This is a genomic window from Mucilaginibacter rigui (genome assembly GCF_014773275.1).
GTDB classification, from domain to species: domain Bacteria; phylum Bacteroidota; class Bacteroidia; order Sphingobacteriales; family Sphingobacteriaceae; genus Mucilaginibacter; species Mucilaginibacter rigui_A.
This window is the reverse complement of record NZ_JACWMW010000002.1, coordinates 1,107,998-1,125,167: the sequence shown is the minus strand read 5'-3', so window position 1 is coordinate 1,125,167 and position 17,170 is coordinate 1,107,998. Positions and strand designations below refer to the sequence as shown.

Annotated in this window: 13 protein-coding genes; 6 read left to right on the top strand and 7 right to left on the bottom strand. The window is 45.5% G+C overall.

Going from position 1 to position 17,170, the window contains the following annotated elements; genetic code table 11:
- Positions 1-3 precede the first annotated feature (3 nt).
- The 7 genes from IDJ75_RS12005 to IDJ75_RS11975 all read right to left on the bottom strand — a co-directional run bounded on the left by IDJ75_RS12005 (position 4) and on the right by IDJ75_RS11975 (position 10,386).
- A complete protein-coding gene (locus IDJ75_RS12005) occupies positions 4-1,335 on the bottom strand; it encodes a TldD/PmbA family protein (RefSeq protein WP_191175859.1) in 1,332 nt (443 codons plus the stop codon).
- 3 nt (positions 1,336-1,338) lie between these two features.
- Positions 1,339-2,976 (bottom strand): TldD/PmbA family protein, encoded by a 1,638-nt coding sequence (locus IDJ75_RS12000; RefSeq protein WP_191175858.1) that lies wholly within the window; start codon positions 2,974-2,976, stop codon positions 1,339-1,341.
- 127 nt (positions 2,977-3,103) lie between these two features.
- Positions 3,104-4,816, bottom strand: coding sequence for a hypothetical protein (locus IDJ75_RS11995; protein ID WP_191175857.1), 1,713 nt, complete (start codon positions 4,814-4,816; stop codon positions 3,104-3,106).
- 44 nt (positions 4,817-4,860) lie between these two features.
- Positions 4,861-6,984, bottom strand: a complete 2,124-nt coding sequence (locus tag IDJ75_RS11990) for a hypothetical protein (protein ID WP_191175856.1) — start codon at positions 6,982-6,984, stop codon at positions 4,861-4,863.
- Positions 6,977-8,431, bottom strand: a complete 1,455-nt coding sequence (locus IDJ75_RS11985) for a BatA domain-containing protein (RefSeq protein WP_191175855.1) — start codon at positions 8,429-8,431, stop codon at positions 6,977-6,979. The genes IDJ75_RS11990 and IDJ75_RS11985 overlap by 8 nt, the downstream gene beginning before the upstream one ends.
- A 3-nt stretch (positions 8,432-8,434) precedes the next feature.
- Positions 8,435-9,313, bottom strand: a complete 879-nt coding sequence (locus tag IDJ75_RS11980) for a DUF58 domain-containing protein (protein WP_317173765.1) — start codon at positions 9,311-9,313, stop codon at positions 8,435-8,437.
- A gap of 77 nt (positions 9,314-9,390) precedes the next feature.
- Positions 9,391-10,386: an AAA family ATPase gene (locus tag IDJ75_RS11975; protein WP_191175854.1), complete on the bottom strand. Its 996-nt coding sequence runs from the start codon at positions 10,384-10,386 to the stop codon at positions 9,391-9,393.
- A 340-nt stretch (positions 10,387-10,726) separates the two neighbouring features.
- On the opposite strand from IDJ75_RS11975, the gene IDJ75_RS11970 reads away from it, so the two are divergent.
- The 6 genes from IDJ75_RS11970 (at position 10,727) to IDJ75_RS11945 (ending at position 17,092) form a co-directional block, all read left to right on the top strand.
- Positions 10,727-11,353: a DUF4159 domain-containing protein gene (locus IDJ75_RS11970; RefSeq protein ID WP_191175853.1), complete on the top strand. Its 627-nt coding sequence runs from the start codon at positions 10,727-10,729 to the stop codon at positions 11,351-11,353.
- Between the two features lie 49 nt (positions 11,354-11,402).
- On the top strand, positions 11,403-12,035 hold the full coding sequence (locus IDJ75_RS11965) for an RDD family protein (protein WP_191175852.1): 633 nt from the start codon (positions 11,403-11,405) through the stop codon (positions 12,033-12,035).
- Positions 12,036-12,280: 245 nt separating this feature from the next.
- Positions 12,281-13,036: a DUF2971 domain-containing protein gene (locus IDJ75_RS11960; protein WP_191175851.1), complete on the top strand. Its 756-nt coding sequence runs from the start codon at positions 12,281-12,283 to the stop codon at positions 13,034-13,036.
- 363 nt (positions 13,037-13,399) lie between these two features.
- Complete coding sequence (locus IDJ75_RS11955) at positions 13,400-15,034, top strand: TldD/PmbA family protein (protein ID WP_191175850.1); 1,635 nt, start codon at positions 13,400-13,402, stop codon at positions 15,032-15,034.
- A 4-nt stretch (positions 15,035-15,038) separates the two neighbouring features.
- Positions 15,039-16,376 (top strand): TldD/PmbA family protein, encoded by a 1,338-nt coding sequence (locus IDJ75_RS11950; protein WP_191175849.1) that lies wholly within the window; start codon positions 15,039-15,041, stop codon positions 16,374-16,376.
- A 233-nt stretch (positions 16,377-16,609) separates the two neighbouring features.
- Positions 16,610-17,092, top strand: coding sequence for a hypothetical protein (locus IDJ75_RS11945; RefSeq protein WP_191175848.1), 483 nt, complete (start codon positions 16,610-16,612; stop codon positions 17,090-17,092).
- Positions 17,093-17,170 lie beyond the last annotated feature (78 nt).

The following is a 17,170-nucleotide window of genomic DNA, read 5'->3' as shown; positions in this document are numbered from 1 at the left end:
TACTTACACCGCGTCCGACAGCGAACTGAATGTAAAGTCCCTGATCTTCATCGGCGGGATGAGGTAACTTCGGTAGCTTTCTACGCTAATACTGCGTTCCTGTTTGCCAAGGGCTTCCAGGTTGTTCAGCATAATCACCGGGCTCTCGTTAAACCTGAAGTTTTTTACCGGGAACATGATCTTGCCGTTCTCAATATAAAACGTACCATCGCGGGTAAGCCCGGTTAAAAGTAACGATTGCGGATCGACCATACGAATGTACCACAATCTGGAAACCAGGATGCCTTTCTCGGTACTTTTTATCAGTTCTTCGAGGGTTTGAGTACCACCATCCATAATAATATTGCTTGGGCCGGGCACAGGTTTTACACCTTTCTTTTGCGCCCAGTAGCGCGAGTACGAAAGGTTCTTCACCACGCCGTTTTCTATCCAGCTGGTTTTTTCGCGTGGCAAGCCATCACCACCCCAGGTAGAACCCGGCAGGTCGGTATTAAACGGATCTGAGTAGATATTTACTTTCGGATCTACCAGTTGCTCACCTAAACGGGTGCCGCCACCTTTTTTACTCAAAAAGCTACGTCCTTCTTCCGCGCTGCGTGCATCAAAACGGAACATATTCTCCAGCATGTAAGTAGCCGCTACAGGCTCCAGTATCACGGTATATTTACCGGGTTCAATAGCTTTTGCACCTTTAGACGCATTTGCTTTCATAGTAGCAACCCCTGTTGCCGAGGCTGTATCAAGTTTTGAAACATCGGTAAAGCCACGTGCGGCATAGCCGGATATACTGCCTGCCTCATCGCGTGTAGTTACCGAGAAGGTAACATCGCTGCTCCTGTTATAAGCAAACAAACCTTTAGAGTTCATCACCGCGTTAAAACCCGTAGAGTTTTCTAAAAAACCCGCTGCAAAAAGTTTGGCATCTTTGGTAACCTGTAAGCTTTTACCAACCATTTCGGCGCGGCTTTCGGGCGTCATGGCGGCTGTATTGGCGTTGTAGGTTATCGAGTCTTTAAATTCGCTTTGGCCAAGCATCGGCATATACTCCGGGTTCTCGGGTGCCAGTTGTGCCAGCTCTTCCGAACGGCGTACAACACGCTCTAAAGCAGCATCGTCAAACTCATCAATGCTGGCCGAACCAGCTTTTTTGCCATAAACAGATGTTACTGCTAAACCTGTAGTGCTTACATCGCCTGCGGTAGATACCGCGTTAAGCGCGTACCTGATATTACCGCCTTCGCTACCGAAGAGGCTTACTTCGCACTCATCGGCTTTTGAATAGCTAAGCACCTTCTTTAATAAAGCCTGTGCCTGTTCTTTTGTATATAAAGCCATACGTTATCCGATCTTTCTTTTTGTGTTGATTACATTAACACCATTAAACCTTGCTGTTGATGAGCCGTGCGACACCGCGCTGCTTTGGCTTGGCTGGCCCTTACCATCGTTAAATGAACCGCCCAAGCGGTAATCGCTTGCATCACAAACCTGCGCGCATGAGTTCCAGAACTCCCGGGTGTTGGCCTGGTAAGCTACATCATTCAGCATACCGGCAATTTTGCCATCTTTTATCTCGTAAAAAAGCTGCCCGCCAAACTGGAAGTTATAGCGCTGCTGATCGATAGAGAAAGAGCCGTCGCCAATAATGTAAATTCCTTTCTCAACGTTTTTGATCATATTATCTACACTCAGCGGGGTTTTACCCGGTTGTAATGATACGTTTGGCATCCGCTGGAATTGTACATCCTGCCAGCTTTGCGCGTAGCAGCAGCCCTGTGATTCTTTCAGACCGATGATATGCGCCTGGTCGCGGATGGCCTGGTAGTTTACCAGCGTCCCCTCTTTAATGATATCCCATTTTTTGGTGCCTACACCTTCATCATCATAACCTACGGCGCCTAATGAGCCTACTTCGGTTTTATCGCCGGTTACGTTTACCTGCTTGCTGCCGAAATTAAAATTACCCGATTTCCATTTATCTAAAGTTAAGAAACTGGTACCTGCAAAGTTTGCTTCGTAGCCCAACACACGGTCAAGCTCGGTTGGGTGGCCAACAGATTCGTGAATAGTTAACCACAGGTGGCTTGGATCAAGCACAAGGTCATATTTACCCGGGTCTACAGATTTTGCCGTTATCTTTTCTGCCGCCTGTTTAGTGGCAAATTTTATATCCTCCAGCATATCATAACGCTTTTTATAGCGGGTGGTAATACCGGTAACTTTTTCGCTTTCGGTAGGGTTAAGGTACTCATAGCCCATACCTACCGGCGAGCTTAACGAGCGCCTGGTTTGAAAAGAATTTGAAGCCGAATCAATTTTTGTAACCGTAAACGACGGGAAGATGCGGTGGATATCCTGATCAATGTATGAACCATCGGTAGAAGCAAAGTATTTTTGCTCATTCACCGCGAAAACGGTTGAATTTACAAAGTTAGCACCACCGCTAATAGCCGCCGCGTTGGCGCCAAGCAAAAGATCAACTTTTTCTTTGATAGGCACTTCAAAGGCGTTCTTCTCAATCGGGGTTTTCCAGCTTACTTCGCCATAGCCTTTTTGCGGTGCAAGCTGTACCGGCGCACTGCCCAGTTTAGCATTGGCCTTTGCAACGGCAACCGCACGTTTGGCAACTTTTGCAATACCTTCTTTGGTTACATCATTAGTGGCAGCAAAGCCCCAGCAGCCATCGGCAATTACGCGGATGCCCACACCGTACGATTCGGTGTTCGCCACGTTTTGCACCCGGTTTTCGCGGGTAATAACAAACTGGTTAAGGTAACGGCCAATACGCACATCGGCATAGCTGGCCCCGGCAGATTTTGCAGCATTAAGCCCTGCATCAGCCAGTTGTTTTTTAATGCGCACATCAACGCCTTCAAGCGCCTGCTGCACATCAATGTTTTTACCGAAACTGTTGAGTGACGGGAGCACCATAGCCCCTGCACCAACACCGGTTAAAAAAATAAAGTCTCTTCTTCTCAAAGTTTGTCCTCCTTTTATTAATTCTGCCCGCAGGCAATGTTTTAAATTTATTCAGCGCAGTCGCTCGCGTCATCGCGAGTGACGAATATTACGCGGCCGGAGCCGGGTGAGTGCATAAAAATATATTTTATGATATCTTAGTTTCTATCCACAAAAAAGTACATGCTGCCAGCAACAGGATATAAAAATATATTTTTGGCACATCAATCCGAACTTTTTGCTGTATCTGTTTTGTTACAATATGCCTGTTTGGATGCAAGGCTGCATATTGAGTGGTAGCAGCAGTTTTTTCTGCAGATCGCAGGGGTTTCCATTCGTTTTGAGGATAGGCATACCATGTACTAATTTTGTCGCCCTGTTTTAGATTTTGCCACCCGGCATTTGAAGGGCGGTAAGATGCATTCCATTCAAAAGGTATATCAGCATTTTGCGCCGGGGCTATCAATTCGTTGTTTACAACAATAGGCGATGAACTGCCTTGCGATACCTGTAACACTACCGGCTCATTGCTTACCGGCAATGATGAAAATTGAATGTAGTTTTTCACCTCATCGTTCTTCCTTGCGGCTTTGCTTAATAACACCGACCATAATTCTGTATAATCCTGCTTGTTGCCACCCAGCATCCAGCTAAAGGTATTGTTAAGGGTTGTAAAAACAATTTTGCCCGAGCCATATAAGGCAAGGCCGGCAAGAATACGCTCCTTTGTTTTTACCAGCGGCTGCGTACCATCCTGGTAAACAATATAAGCAGGCCCATAGGCAAGTTTACCCGAGCCACTTTTATTACCATTGATAATAAGCGATGCGGGTTCAGGTTCCTTGCCCGAAGGCCTGTCTACCGGGAACTGCTTTTGCAGCCATGATGTTTTGCCTGCACTATCAGCCCGTACAATAAGGCCCATGCCTTTATTGGCAACGGCCTGTTTCAACACATCGCTTTCGGTACTGCTTAAGGTACTTAAAACGGACAGGTCGCCAATAACCACATCAAATTGAGCGAGTGTTTGGGCGGAGAGTTTATCCAGATTAAACTGGGCTATATTGATATAACCGCTGTTATATTTCCCTTTGCTGATGGCGGAGCGCAAGGCTACCGAATACCCGTTTTCGCTCAGCCAGTTCTTTAAAAATTTGCTTTCAAAATCGGGCGAAGCTGACAGCATTAATACTTTTAGCGGCTTTACGGGTTGTATCTGAACCGGCAGGCTGCCTTGCAAAGCGGTATCAGCATTTAACGTAAACACCATTTTACCCGTTGCTTTCGGTGTGGTACTTAGCCCGAATGGTGTTTGTGCGTTTGGCGGTAGGATGATGGAATCCAAACCGGTACTCAAGCCTCTTAAAACCAGCTTTACTTTTTGTGCCGATGTATTATTGTATACGCCTTGCACCCGTAAAACCTCGCCTGCCTTTAATTGATCATTCCAGCTAATATTGCTTACCCCGGCAGGTATCTTTGCCGCATGAAGGATAACCGGCAGGCTGTCCAGCTGCACTAATTCATCCTTACTTAAACCATTACCATATACATGCAAAGGCGCTGTTTTACTCAATTCATCTAACCCGCTAATGAGTTTTACTTTTGGATAAGCTTTTTTAATGGATGCGTCCAACGTTATTAAGCTGGTATCTATACCGTCTGGCAGGCTATCCGCATTAAAACCCTGGGTTAGTAATATATTTTTATGCTGGATGGATTTGGTGATCGTGCTGTTATATTTTATTGGCAAAACAATACAGCCTAAGGCCGCTACTGCAACAAGCGCCGCTCCTATCCGCAGCAGCAAAAAGCGTTTATTGGCACGGCGGTATTCCAGCCATGCAAATAATACCGCCATAAAGATACAGAGCGCCCAAACCATATATATCCAACTGCCCTGCATCATCTGTTAGCCTGTTTTAAGTTTTTATAATACTGTTTAGACAGGCCCATATCCGTAATGTTAGCATTTGACGAAGGCATGTTTTTAGGTTTACTTAAGGTGCGCTGTAATGCCCTTTCTACCAGGTCTACATCTTTACTTTTTGCCGGGGCAGCTGATAAGATCCGGCGCATGGCGTTCAACGCAGGCAAATAAACACCCGGCTGTGCAGATGCTTTTAAGCCTAATTGCTGGTTAGCCAATTGCAAAATACGGTTATCCCCGCTGCTTAACACGGGATTAGTTTTCAAACCCTCCAAAACATTAACTGCTTTCTTCAGGGCGTCCATCTGATCGGCAGGGGGGTTAATATCCTGTTTGCTGATGGGTTGGATAATTTTATCCAACTCACCGCTTAAACGTTTTTCCTGCTTAAATGGAGGCGGATTGTAAGCCGTTTTGGCCACAAACGCCCTTGATTTCTGCTGCAGATCCTTCAGTAACCGCAGAGCTTTATAGGCAAATGGCAATGCCGCCTGTGGTTTGTAAAGGCGAAGCTGTAATTCGGCCTTCCACATTTCGGTAAGGGTGGCTTTTAGCTGGGCTTTTATAGCCGGTTCAAAAAAGCCCGCATCTTCAGCGTTATCGTGGTCATCAGTATATTCTTTTAATATTTTGGCGGCGTTGCTAAAATCAGCGGGGTCTGCTGGGTCATTACTCGGCGCCCCAATGGCATCTTCGCCTTCCTCGCCTAAAAACTTGCCATAACGCAGGCGTAATAACTTTTGGTCGATACCAAGGTTATTGCTTCGGTTATTAAATTTCTCAACACTGATGCTATCCTTTTCTTTAAGCAGTTGCTCGGCATCAATGATGATCTGCCGTTCGCTCCTGAAAAACTCCGGCTTAAGGTTTACCCCGTTGATTATACCGTTCATGCTCAGCAATTCGGCGGTATCCTGTACGCTTACCGTGTACACATCCGTACGGCTCAACTGCTTATGCGTATCCTGTGCCTGTACGTAAAAGTAAAGCTCGTCGCCGGGCTCCACATTCAAGGCCGGCAACTGGATCAGCTTCTGTACATCATACTGCGCATTATGCGCGCCAAAACCCTGCGCAAAATTCAGTTTGTATTCCTTAAATTTTACGCCCTCGCCCTTGCCCTTGGCAACTGTGGCTATAATTACCGCATCGGCAACGCCATAGTCATCATTAAGTGCTGCATTTATGGTAACTTTTGGTGCTTCGCCTGCATCAATATAAGTATATTGCTTTGGCGTTTTTATATGGATAACGGGCGGGCTATCCTTTACAACCTGCGTATAATACAAGTCGGATAGTTTCCCATCAATACTCACCTGGTAAAAACCAGGGCTTATAATGGCTTTGGTGGCATGCCAGTTGGTACCGTTGCTGCTGCTTTTTAAAGCAACGTGTTCTTTATCGTTAAAAAGAAGGTAAGCTGTTTTGATGGCTACATTGGTTTTGATGTGCCATTCTACCATAGCACCTTCCTCTGCCGACAGGTTAAATTTATCCTGTTCGCGCCTGCCTTTACCTGTATATGCAGGCGGGGCAATGCTTATATTTACGCTGCTTATCTGTGGTAAAACTTTTTCGGCCACTTTTGGCATCGGCGCGCATTCTGCCACCGGGCGGTTGTTACCGTAAAAAACACGCTCGATATGAAAGATCTTACCCAGTGCCCAAATAAATGCGGTGGCTACAATAAGCGATATAAAAGCAACCACCAAACGCCTGGCGAACGGGTTATGCGATATTTTAAGGCCGGTTAAAACAGCATCTGTTTTTGAGGAAGCAATAACCTGCAAAGGGTTCAGTTCAGCAGGGGGTAGCAGCAACAGGTGGCTGCTTTCCTGCAACTCGGGGTATTCTTTATTCAAAAAAGCAGCTATTTTTTGCCCGCTCATTTGCCATGGGCGGTTTATGGCTAATAAAATAATAAGCGCTACGGGGAAAACAATTATTCCCCACAATATTGATGGCGAAAGTAGATAGTATATAATAGCGCCAACATATAATGCCGCGTAAAGTGACAGCAGCACATCTTCCAGTATGTGGTAAACTATCCAGCGGAGGCGCAGTCCCTGTATTTTATGTAGCCCGCCCTGATCAGCCATTATTTGTTGTTTTTTTGTGCGACAAGATGCGTTCGGCAATGAATAAAAGAACCGCCAGCAGCCAGAAATATTTTGAAAGATCGGTTTGTTCGTTTGTTTTAGATGATAGCTGCGGCATTGATTGTGCAAATATTCCCGGTTGTAGCTGGCGGTTACCAAGGATACGGCGCTCGTGGCCTTTTGGTTGGCTTTGACCATTACCCAGTAACAGTTTTAACATCAGCTTAGGGAAATCATCGCTCCAAACCAGGTCGCTCCATAAGGGGTTAAAACGGCTGTAAAAATGCCAGGTGTTCCCACCCGACACTAACACTGGATTGCCAAAACCATCTTTCCATACGGCCTCATAACTGTTTGTTGAATTAATCCTTTTAGCCAAAGCAATATGGCCCGGATCTATCCACGAGGTTACATCGGTTACTTTTCCGGCCTCATATTGAAAAATATTCTTGCTGCTTTTTAACTGATCAGGTTTTACCGGCTGCTCTGACAACCAGAAAACCCACGCCTGCCCTGCAGGGATCTGCGCAGGCGAGCTATATTCTTTTATAACCCACTTCCGCCCCATAAAATCCGCAGCAGCTGATAAGGCCGCTTTGAGATAACCGGCATCAAGCTGGTGTTTATCGGTGTAGATTGCGATACGCAGGGTAGATGTATCAACCGGTACGGATTGCGCAGTATTTTTAAGGCTTACAAAGGGCTGCCCGTTTTGCACGTTAACAGTTACATCGTTATTGCCGCCGCCTTGTATGGTTTGCGTGGTAAAATATGTTGATGAAGGGATACTGTTACCAATGATTACTTTAATAGCCCCGTTATTATTTATAAATGCTTTGTCTATCCATTTAGCGGTAGAATCTTTAGCGGTGTAGGTTTGCCAGTGAAGCGCATTCAGCTTTACCTGGGGTTTACTACCTTTAAAATATTCGATACCGTTTTGGGTAAATAAATAAACAGGGGCATCGCCAACCTGGTTCTCCAACTGCTTTACCAGGCTCCAGTAATTGGCGTTTATGGTTGTATCTTTTAAGGATGAATCTGCCAGTATAGTTTTCAGGTCCTGCTTTGCAAAACCTCTATTAAAATAATGGAACTCGTAGCCCGCCTTATCCAACGAATCTATTGTCGGTTTAAATTTTTGATAAGTTTCTTTTAAACTCTCCTTTGGAATAAGTACCCAGCCCTTTTTTTGGGTAGCTACATACTTCTGCCAAACAGGTGCAGCCAGTAGCAGGGCAATTAATATCAACAACAGGCAACGCAGTATCAGCAATAAAATATCCAATAGCTTAAAGCTGCGCCTGGTACTTTTTGAGGCTTCGGTAATAAGTGAGATGCTGCCCACCTTCAGCGTTTTGCCTGGCCTTATATTCCACAAATGGATAATAACCGGGATAGTTATAGCGGCCAGCGCAAAGAACCATATGGGGTTTAAAAATTGCATTGCCTACTTTGCCCCCTTTTTACGCTGAATCAAAAAATCGCGCAGAGCTTCATCAAGCGGCTGCGAGGTACTCACCATGCGGTAGGCAATACGCTTACCTAAAAGTTCGCTCCGGATGGCAGCCAGATGGCCTTGTAATTTTTCCTTGTAAGCAGCTTTTGCACGCTGGGTGTTTACCTGTATGGTTTCGCCGGTTTCCAGGTCCTCCAATGTAGAAAATCCTTTAAAATCGAAATCCAGTTCATTTTGCCCCATCAGGTGGAACACTATGATCTCATGCTTCAGCGCCGATAAAGAATTAAGCAGGGCGTTAATTTCGCCATCGGCCTGGTACATATCGGTTATAAAAACTAATAGCTCTTTACGGCCTGTGCCGGCAAATAATTCTTTATAATGGATAGGTTTTGTAAATGTACCGGCAGGGTCAACCTGTTGCAGGTAGTAAAACAACCGCTGCAAGTGTTGCGGGTCGGGTTTAGATGGGATAGAGAATAACTCGCCATCCTTAAACACATTCAGCGCAACCGAATCGCCCTGCAAATTGGCAAGGTAAGCCAATGAGGCGGTTAGTGTTTTAGCATACTCTATTTTTTTGATCCCATTATCGTCATGGTTCATAGATGCGCTGGCATCCACCAAAAACCTGACGGAGATACTGGTCTCGATCTCCGATTCCCTTATATAATACCTGTCGCTACGGGCAAACATACGCCAGTCAAGCCAGCGCAGATCATCGCCCGGCTGGTAACTGCGGTACTGGCTAAATTCAAGCCCGGGGCCTTTTACGGTGCTTTTGTTAAAGCCATTCATAAAGCCATCAATAACCGTTTTCGCCAATAATGGCAAATCCTTAATGGTCATTAATACTTTAGGGTCGAGCACGATTTAATTTTAGATGTTAGATTTACGATTTTAGATCTATTCCCAAAACACTCTCTTGTGGAAATGGCAAGGTGAGGCTATAATGAACCTTTGCGTTCTATTACCTTTATCAATTCTTCGGTTACCCTGTCGGAGTTGATGCCTTCGGCTTCGGCTTTAAAATTCATCAGTATACGGTGCCTTAAAACGGCAGGCGCCATAGCGTGGATATCTTCCATTAAAACAGCATACCTGCCTTTTAGCAAAGCACGGGCTTTTGCTGTTAATATTAATGCCTGCCCTGCGCGCGGCCCTGCTCCCCAGCGTACCCATTCTTTTACGTAATTAACGGTGGTAGTATCCGGGCGGGTAGCGCGGATCATTTCGCTAACGTAACGGGTCAGATCTTCGTTAATAGTTACCTGCCTTACCAGCGCCTGCGCCTGAATAATCTCTTCGGCAGTAATAACCGCCTGTACCTCGGCCTTTTTGGTGCCGGTGGTACGGTTTAGTATCGCAAATTCTTCCTCGGGTGTTGGATAGCCAATTTTTATCAGCAATAAAAACCTGTCGAGCTGCGCCTCGGGTAGTGGGTAGGTACCTGCCTGCTCAATAGGGTTTTGTGTAGCCAGGATAAAGAAGGGTTTATCAAGCGGGTAAGTTTGCCCACCGTAGGTCACCTCAAATTCCTGCATCGCTTCTAAAAGGGCCGATTGCGTTTTGGGCGGGGTACGGTTTATCTCATCGGCCAAAATAATATTGGCAAACAACGGCCCCTTGTTAAATTTAAAGAAACGCTTGCCGGTGGCGTGATCTTCCTCCAGTATCTCGGTACCGACGATATCCGTCGGCATCAGGTCGGGCGTAAACTGGATACGCCTGAACGCCAAATGCAGCGCCTGCGACATGGTTTTAACGATCAGTGTTTTTGCCAACCCGGGCACACCCTCCAGCAGGCAATGGCCGCCGGCCAAAAAAGCAACCAGCAATTCGTCCAGTATGGCATCCTGCCCTACAATTACTTTTTGTATCTCGGCTTTTAGCTGCGGTAATTTTTCAAGCAGGTTTTTTATATTTTTCTCGGTCAGTTCCAATGTGTTTGGTGTTAAAATTTATTCCCGTAGTTTACTCACCCGGTCGTTGCTTCGCTCGACCACCCTCTCTTTGCTGCGCAGAAAGAGGGTTTTGCCATTTTTCCCATCTTCACCCTCTTTGCGAAAGCAGAGAGGGTCGACAAGCATAGCGATGTCGGGGTGAGTCAATTGACTGGTGAGCATATATTCACCCAATCCCCTCACAAGATATTACGCTTTTCACTAAATACCATGCATTTTTGTCAAAAACACAACAAAGTATCTAAAACTTTACAACCTGTTACGTTTATTAATGGAAGCAGGCAATAATTTTGTTTTAATTTTAGGGTTTTAGTAACAGATGGCACACGGGCAAAAATTCACTTTTACAAGGTTAAGCTACCAAAGCGGCGATTGGGATACCGACCAGCGCATGCCATCAAATATCCTTAACTCGCTGCTGGAGTACACCACCATCCCCATCAACGAGCATGAAAAGGTTATCCCCCTAAGCAGCGACGATATTTTTAATTATCCCTTCTGCTACCTGAGCGGGCATAAACTGGTACAGTTTGATGGCAAAGAAAAAGCCAACTTTAAAAGCTATGTACAGAACGGCGGCTTTGTTTTTGTTGACGATTGCAACCACGATATAGATGGGCTTTTTGCCAAATCATTCGAAGCGCAGATGGCGGCCTTGTTTGGGCCCGCGGCCATGAAGAAAATACCGAACAATCACAAGCTGTACAGCTCTTTTTTTAAGTTTGATAAAGGCCCGCCTACTACATCATTCGAATTGAACGGCTGGGGCGACGACCTGGTGCACGATTATTTAAAAGCTATAGAAATAAGCGGCCGCATTGGCGTGTTATACAGCAGTAAGGATTACGGATGTGAGTGGGACTACGATTTCCGCAACAAGCGCTTCCTGGCCGAGGACAACACAAAATTCGGGGTGAACATTATTGTTTACGCCATGAATTCATAAGTGCGCAATAATACAATAAGCGCTATATTTATCGGGATTTATAATTCACATGACAGACGGTTACTACATATCAATAAACGACGAAGAAAAAGGCCCTTTTACCTTAGAAGAAGTGCTTGAGATGGCCCCCGGGCTTGATACCATGGTATTATCGCCGAAGGCCGAAGATTGGGAACGCGCGGCAGACCTGCCCGAGTTTTTTTATTATTTTGAAGCGCAAGGCATTTACTTCCCCACCGAAGATAACCTTGCCAGCTTTTGGGTAAGGCTGCTGGCTTATTTTATTGATTATATTCTCACCAGCATCGTATTTTCGTTTTTTGTACCGCCAATTATTTTAGCCATATACAAAAGGCTGCTGAACAACACCTACACCATGGGTGATTTGAATACCTATTCGCTATTCCTGTTATTAACATTTATTATAGTTGTTTTTTACAACACCTTTTTCGAGGCAAGCAAAATGCAGGGCAGCATAGGCAAAAGGATGTGCGGTATTGTAGTGGTTGATGCCGACGGCCGAAGGCTTAGCTTTATGAAAGCTTTTTTTCGCAACCTGGGCAAATTTGTTTCGGGTACGGTATTGGGCATTGGTTACCTCGCTATTTTATGGGATGACCATCGCCAGGCCTGGCACGATAAATTTGCCAAAACCTACGTGCTAACACGTAACAGGCAGTAGATGGGTTGATTGAGTGAATTGTAAGTGGTTGTCATGGTGAGCCTCTCGAACCATTAACTGCCGTATGTTCACGTTCACTACCGTGAACGCGCGCTAAAATCATAAAACGTTAATAATGAGATGTTTAAAATTTACTCTACTAGCGCACGCGCGCGTCAGCAGAGATGTATCTCTTGACATTTCCCAAAATGTAATAAAGTCGTTTTTTCCAAAACGTACATTTAGTAGTATATTTAAACATGTCTATGCCAAAATATATTTACAAGTATGTAAGTGCCAAAACCTTATTAACGATATTGAAGGACCAAACTCTCAAATTTTCTTCGCCAGAACAATTTAATGACCCGTTTGAAGGGCATTTATTTCAGCCCCCGATATACACATTAGGAACAGCAACTAAGTTTGTTGAAGAGAAATTTTCAAAATTAAAGGAGTACTTTTTAAATGGTACTGATAAGGACAATGACCTTCCACTAATGTACAATATACGTTGCTTCATGATGCAACTAGCAAAAACGGGCGCATTTTGTTGTACAGAAAATCACGAAAATATCTTAATGTGGTCTCATTACGCTGATTGTCATAAAGGAGCCTGTTTAAAATTTAACACTGAAATTTTGCAGAAACAGTTTTCGGATATAAGAAGAGTTATTTATGCAAGTGGAATGGACCATCTTAATATTTTTGAGAATGCTAATTATGCAATAAAAAACGCAATGACATATAAGGCATTAGATTGGCATTATGAAAAGGAAATCAGAGTTTTTAATCAACCAGGAATTATTAAATATGATGTTGCTGCACTTGAAGCAATTTATTTAGGTGTTAATTTCATTAAAAATATAGATATGAAGATTTTTTTTGATGCTTATCAGTCCGATGAAAGGTACGCGAAAGTCAATATTATGAGAGGTCAAATAGATGATAGTGCTTTCGTTATACATTTTAATGCACATATTAAAATAGGTGGCTTTAACGAAAACACATTTAAAAAAACATAGAACATGATATTTCTCGCGAGTTCACACGCGTACCACATTGCTCAATTCATAGCCCCACCTCTAAACCCGATAGCAGCGTATACCATGTATAGCGGATAGCGGGACTACCGTGACCAAAGCACCACAACACTTGATTTTCTAAATAAACTTTTATGCCAGTCTAAGCTTGTCGAAGGTCTGTGTGTGCGACTAATGACTCGGCACGCTCGCCATGACAATTTTAAAATCGCTTTTATAACACAACCCCTAACCCCTCTCAAGAGGGGAATTAAAATCATCTGCATATTTTCTCATCCGCACATCAGCACATTTGCATATCCGCACATCAATTTACTATATTTAGGCAATTAATACTGACCCACTTTGAAAAGAAAAGATTTCCTTTACCTTACGGGCATGGGCATCAGTGCCTCCATGCTCAGCCAGTTTACCGCGCTTGGTTCGCCGGTTGTACCGGGCACCCGTATGCGGGACGTTGACGTAGCCATAAAAAAACGCATGAGCGATGTAGCCCTTAATGCCGCACGCGCAAAAGGCGCCACTTATACCGATGTGCGCCTTGGCCGCTACCTTAATGAGTTTGTGGTTACCCGCGATAAAAACATCGAAAATATTGTGGATACCGAAAGCTACGGCATGGGGATCCGCGTAATTGCCAACGGCTGCTGGGGCTTTGCCGCAACAGATAAGCTGGACAACGATAGCATAGCGCGCGCTGCCGAACTGGCCGTAGCCATTGCCAAAGAAAACTCGCGCATACAAACCGAGCCGGTGCAGCTTGCACCGCAAAAAGGGTATGGCGAAGTAACCTGGAAAACACCTATAGAGCGCAATGCTTTTGAGGTGCCGATGAAAGAAAAAACCGACCTGTTACTGTCTGTTAACGACGCCGCTTTTAAAAATGGCGCCAACTATGTTAACTCGGTACTGTTTATGGTGAACGAGCAAAAATACTTTGCCTCAACTGATGGTTCATATATCGACCAGGATATCCACCGCATCTGGCCGGTATTCGGGGTTACCAAAATTGATGAGAAGAGCGGCAAGTTTGAAACCCGCAGCTCATTAAGTGCACCTCGTGGCATGGGTTACGAGTACCTGATGCCTAAAGAAAGCGAAAAGATAAAAAGCCAAACCACTTTATACCGCGACCGCTACGATATGCTGGAAGATGCAGGGGCTGCAGCTTTGCAGGCCGCCGAAAAGCTGAAAGCAAAATCGGTTGAGCCGGGTAAATACGACCTGGTGCTTGACCCAAGCCACCTGTGGTTAACCATCCACGAATCTGTTGGTCACCCGTCAGAGCTTGACCGCGTGTTGGGTTACGAGGCTAACTTTGCAGGTACCAGTTTCTTAACATTAGATAAATGGAAATCGGGTAAATTTAACTTTGGCAGCAAAAACGTAAACATAGTGGCCGATAAATTACAGCCGGGTTCGCTTGGTGCTGTGGGTTACGATGATGAAGGCGTTGGTACTAAACAATGGGATATTATTAAAGATGGTATCCTGGTAAATTACCAGGCCATCCGCGATCAGGCGCATATCATCGGCCTGAAAGAATCACAAGGCTGCTGCTACTCGCAAAGCTGGCGCGATGTACAGTTTCAGCGCATGCCGAACATATCACTGCAACCGGGCAAGGAAAAACTTTCTCCTGCGGATATGATCAAAAATGTGGAGAAAGGCATCTACATCATTGGCGACAGTTCCTTTTCTATCGACCAGCAACGTTACAACTTCCAGTTTAGCGGGCAGCTTTATTACGAGATAAAGAATGGCAAGATAGCAGGCATGCTTAACGATGTAGCTTACCAGGCCAATACCCAGGAGTTCTGGAACGCCTGCTCGGCAGTTTGCGATAAGGACGACTACCGTTTAGGCGGATCTTTCTTTGACGGTAAGGGCCAGCCTATGCAGGCCAGCGCGGTATCGCACGGTTCATCAACAGCCCGTTTTAACGGGGTTAACGTAATTAATACAGCAAGAAAAATATAAACATATGGCTATTTTAACTGAAGATGAATGCCGCGCTATCATGAAAAAAGCGCTCAGCTATTCAAAAGCCGACGAATGTGAAATAAACCTGAACGGGTCTGACTCGGCCAATATAAGGTACGCACGCAACACGGTATCAACAAGTGGCGCTATAAGCAGTACCAGCATGGCCATATCATCGGCATTTGGTAAAAAGCTGGGGGTTATAACCCTGAATGATTATAGCGACGCCGCTATTGCAGCAGCCGTAAAAAAATCAGAAGAGCTGGCACAACTGGCGCCCGAGAACCCGGAATACATGCCGATGCTTGGCCCGCAAACTTATGGCCCTGCAGCACAAACATTTGTACCTGCAACCGCGGCTATGACACCCGCGCAGCGCACCACCCTGGTAGGCGATAGCCTGCAGATATCAAAAGACAACAAGCTTACCGCTGCCGGCTTTTTGGAAAGCAGCGCAGGTTTCAGCGCCATCATGAACTCTAAGGGTTTGTTTGCGTACAATAAATCAACCGATATCAACTTCTCGGTAACTTTACGTACCGCCGATGGGCAGGGATCGGGCTATGCCACTAAAGATTATAACGATGTTGCTAAAATGGATGCTGTTACCTTTACCAAACGGGCAGCACAAAAAGCAGCAGGATCAACCGGTGCCAAGGCTATTGAGCCGGGTAAATACACCGTGATACTTGAACCCGCCGCCGGCATTGTACTGCTTGAGCAATTGTACGGCAGCCTCGACGCCCGCAGCGCCGATGAAGGCCGCAGCTTTTTAAGCAAACCAGGCGGCAAAACCCGCCTTGGCGAAAAACTGGTGGACGAACGTGTGAATATTTACTCAGACCCATCAAACATAGAACTGCCCGCCAGCAACTGGGCCGGCGATGGCCAGCCGCTGGGCAAAATGAGCTGGATTGAAAAAGGTGTGGTTAAGAATTTCAGTTACTCACGTTATTGGGCGCAGAAGAAAGGTGTTAAACCTGTTCCGGGCCCTGCTAACATTATTATGGAAGGCGGCACCCAAAGCCTGGAAGACCTGATAAAAGGAACCGAAAAAGGCATACTGGTTACCCGCTTGTGGTACATACGCCCGGTTGACCCGCAAACATTACTGTACACCGGCTTAACCCGCGACGGTACTTTTTACATAGAGAACGGGCAGATCAAGTTCCCTATTAAAAACCTGAGGTTTAACGAAAGCCCTGTTATTATGCTGAACAACCTGGATGCCCTTGGTAAAGCAGAACGCACCGTGAGCGGCGAAAGCAGCCAAAGTGCCCTGATACCGCCAATGCGCATAAGGGACTTTACATTTAGTTCGCTGTCTGACGCTGTGTAGGTCAGTTTGCAGTAGATGGTTTGCAGTTTGCAAGCCTCCTGATAAAAAAAGCGATGGGTAAAACCCATCGCTTTTTTTGTTATCCAACCTGTCATTTCGAACGTACCGGGGAGGGTTTGCGTGTGGGGTTGAGGAGAAATGACAGGTTGGCAACGCAAGATATAGACGAACGAATTGCCCGCGCCTATTCCTGCTATTATCCAAAATGCCTATCTTTCCTTAAAATCTAAATTATGGCTTTTGCATACGGCACTTCAATTACAACACCCAACGGAACTACCCCAATAGAGCAATTAACCCAGGGCAACATAGTTTCGGCCTGGACACCCGATGGCACGGTACCAAAAGCGGTTATATTTAGTGACGGTACCCCCGGCGGGTTTCCGGTAAACGGCCTATTTTTCCTTGAGTTTGGCGAAGGCTCTTTAATTGTTACACGCGACCAGCCTTTTGTATTAGCTGATAATACGGTAAAAAAAACAACTCAGCTTAGGCCAGGCGACCAACTGCTTAAGGCAGACGGACAAACGGTAATGTTACAGATGATATCGACAGGCCAATGGGATCGCGGCCTGCATGGTATAGCAATTGATAGCCCCGGGCAGTCGGGCAATCACCTTATTATAGCCGATGGCATTGTTTGCGGCGATTATGTGATGGAAATGATGCCATCGCCGCCTGATGACAGCGATGACATGCCCCTTTTTGGAGAATAAGAGTATAACTAACATATTTTCCCTCGCAAATAGCCTCTCCCCGTGCGTCATTGCGAGGTACGAAGCAATCTCAAAACT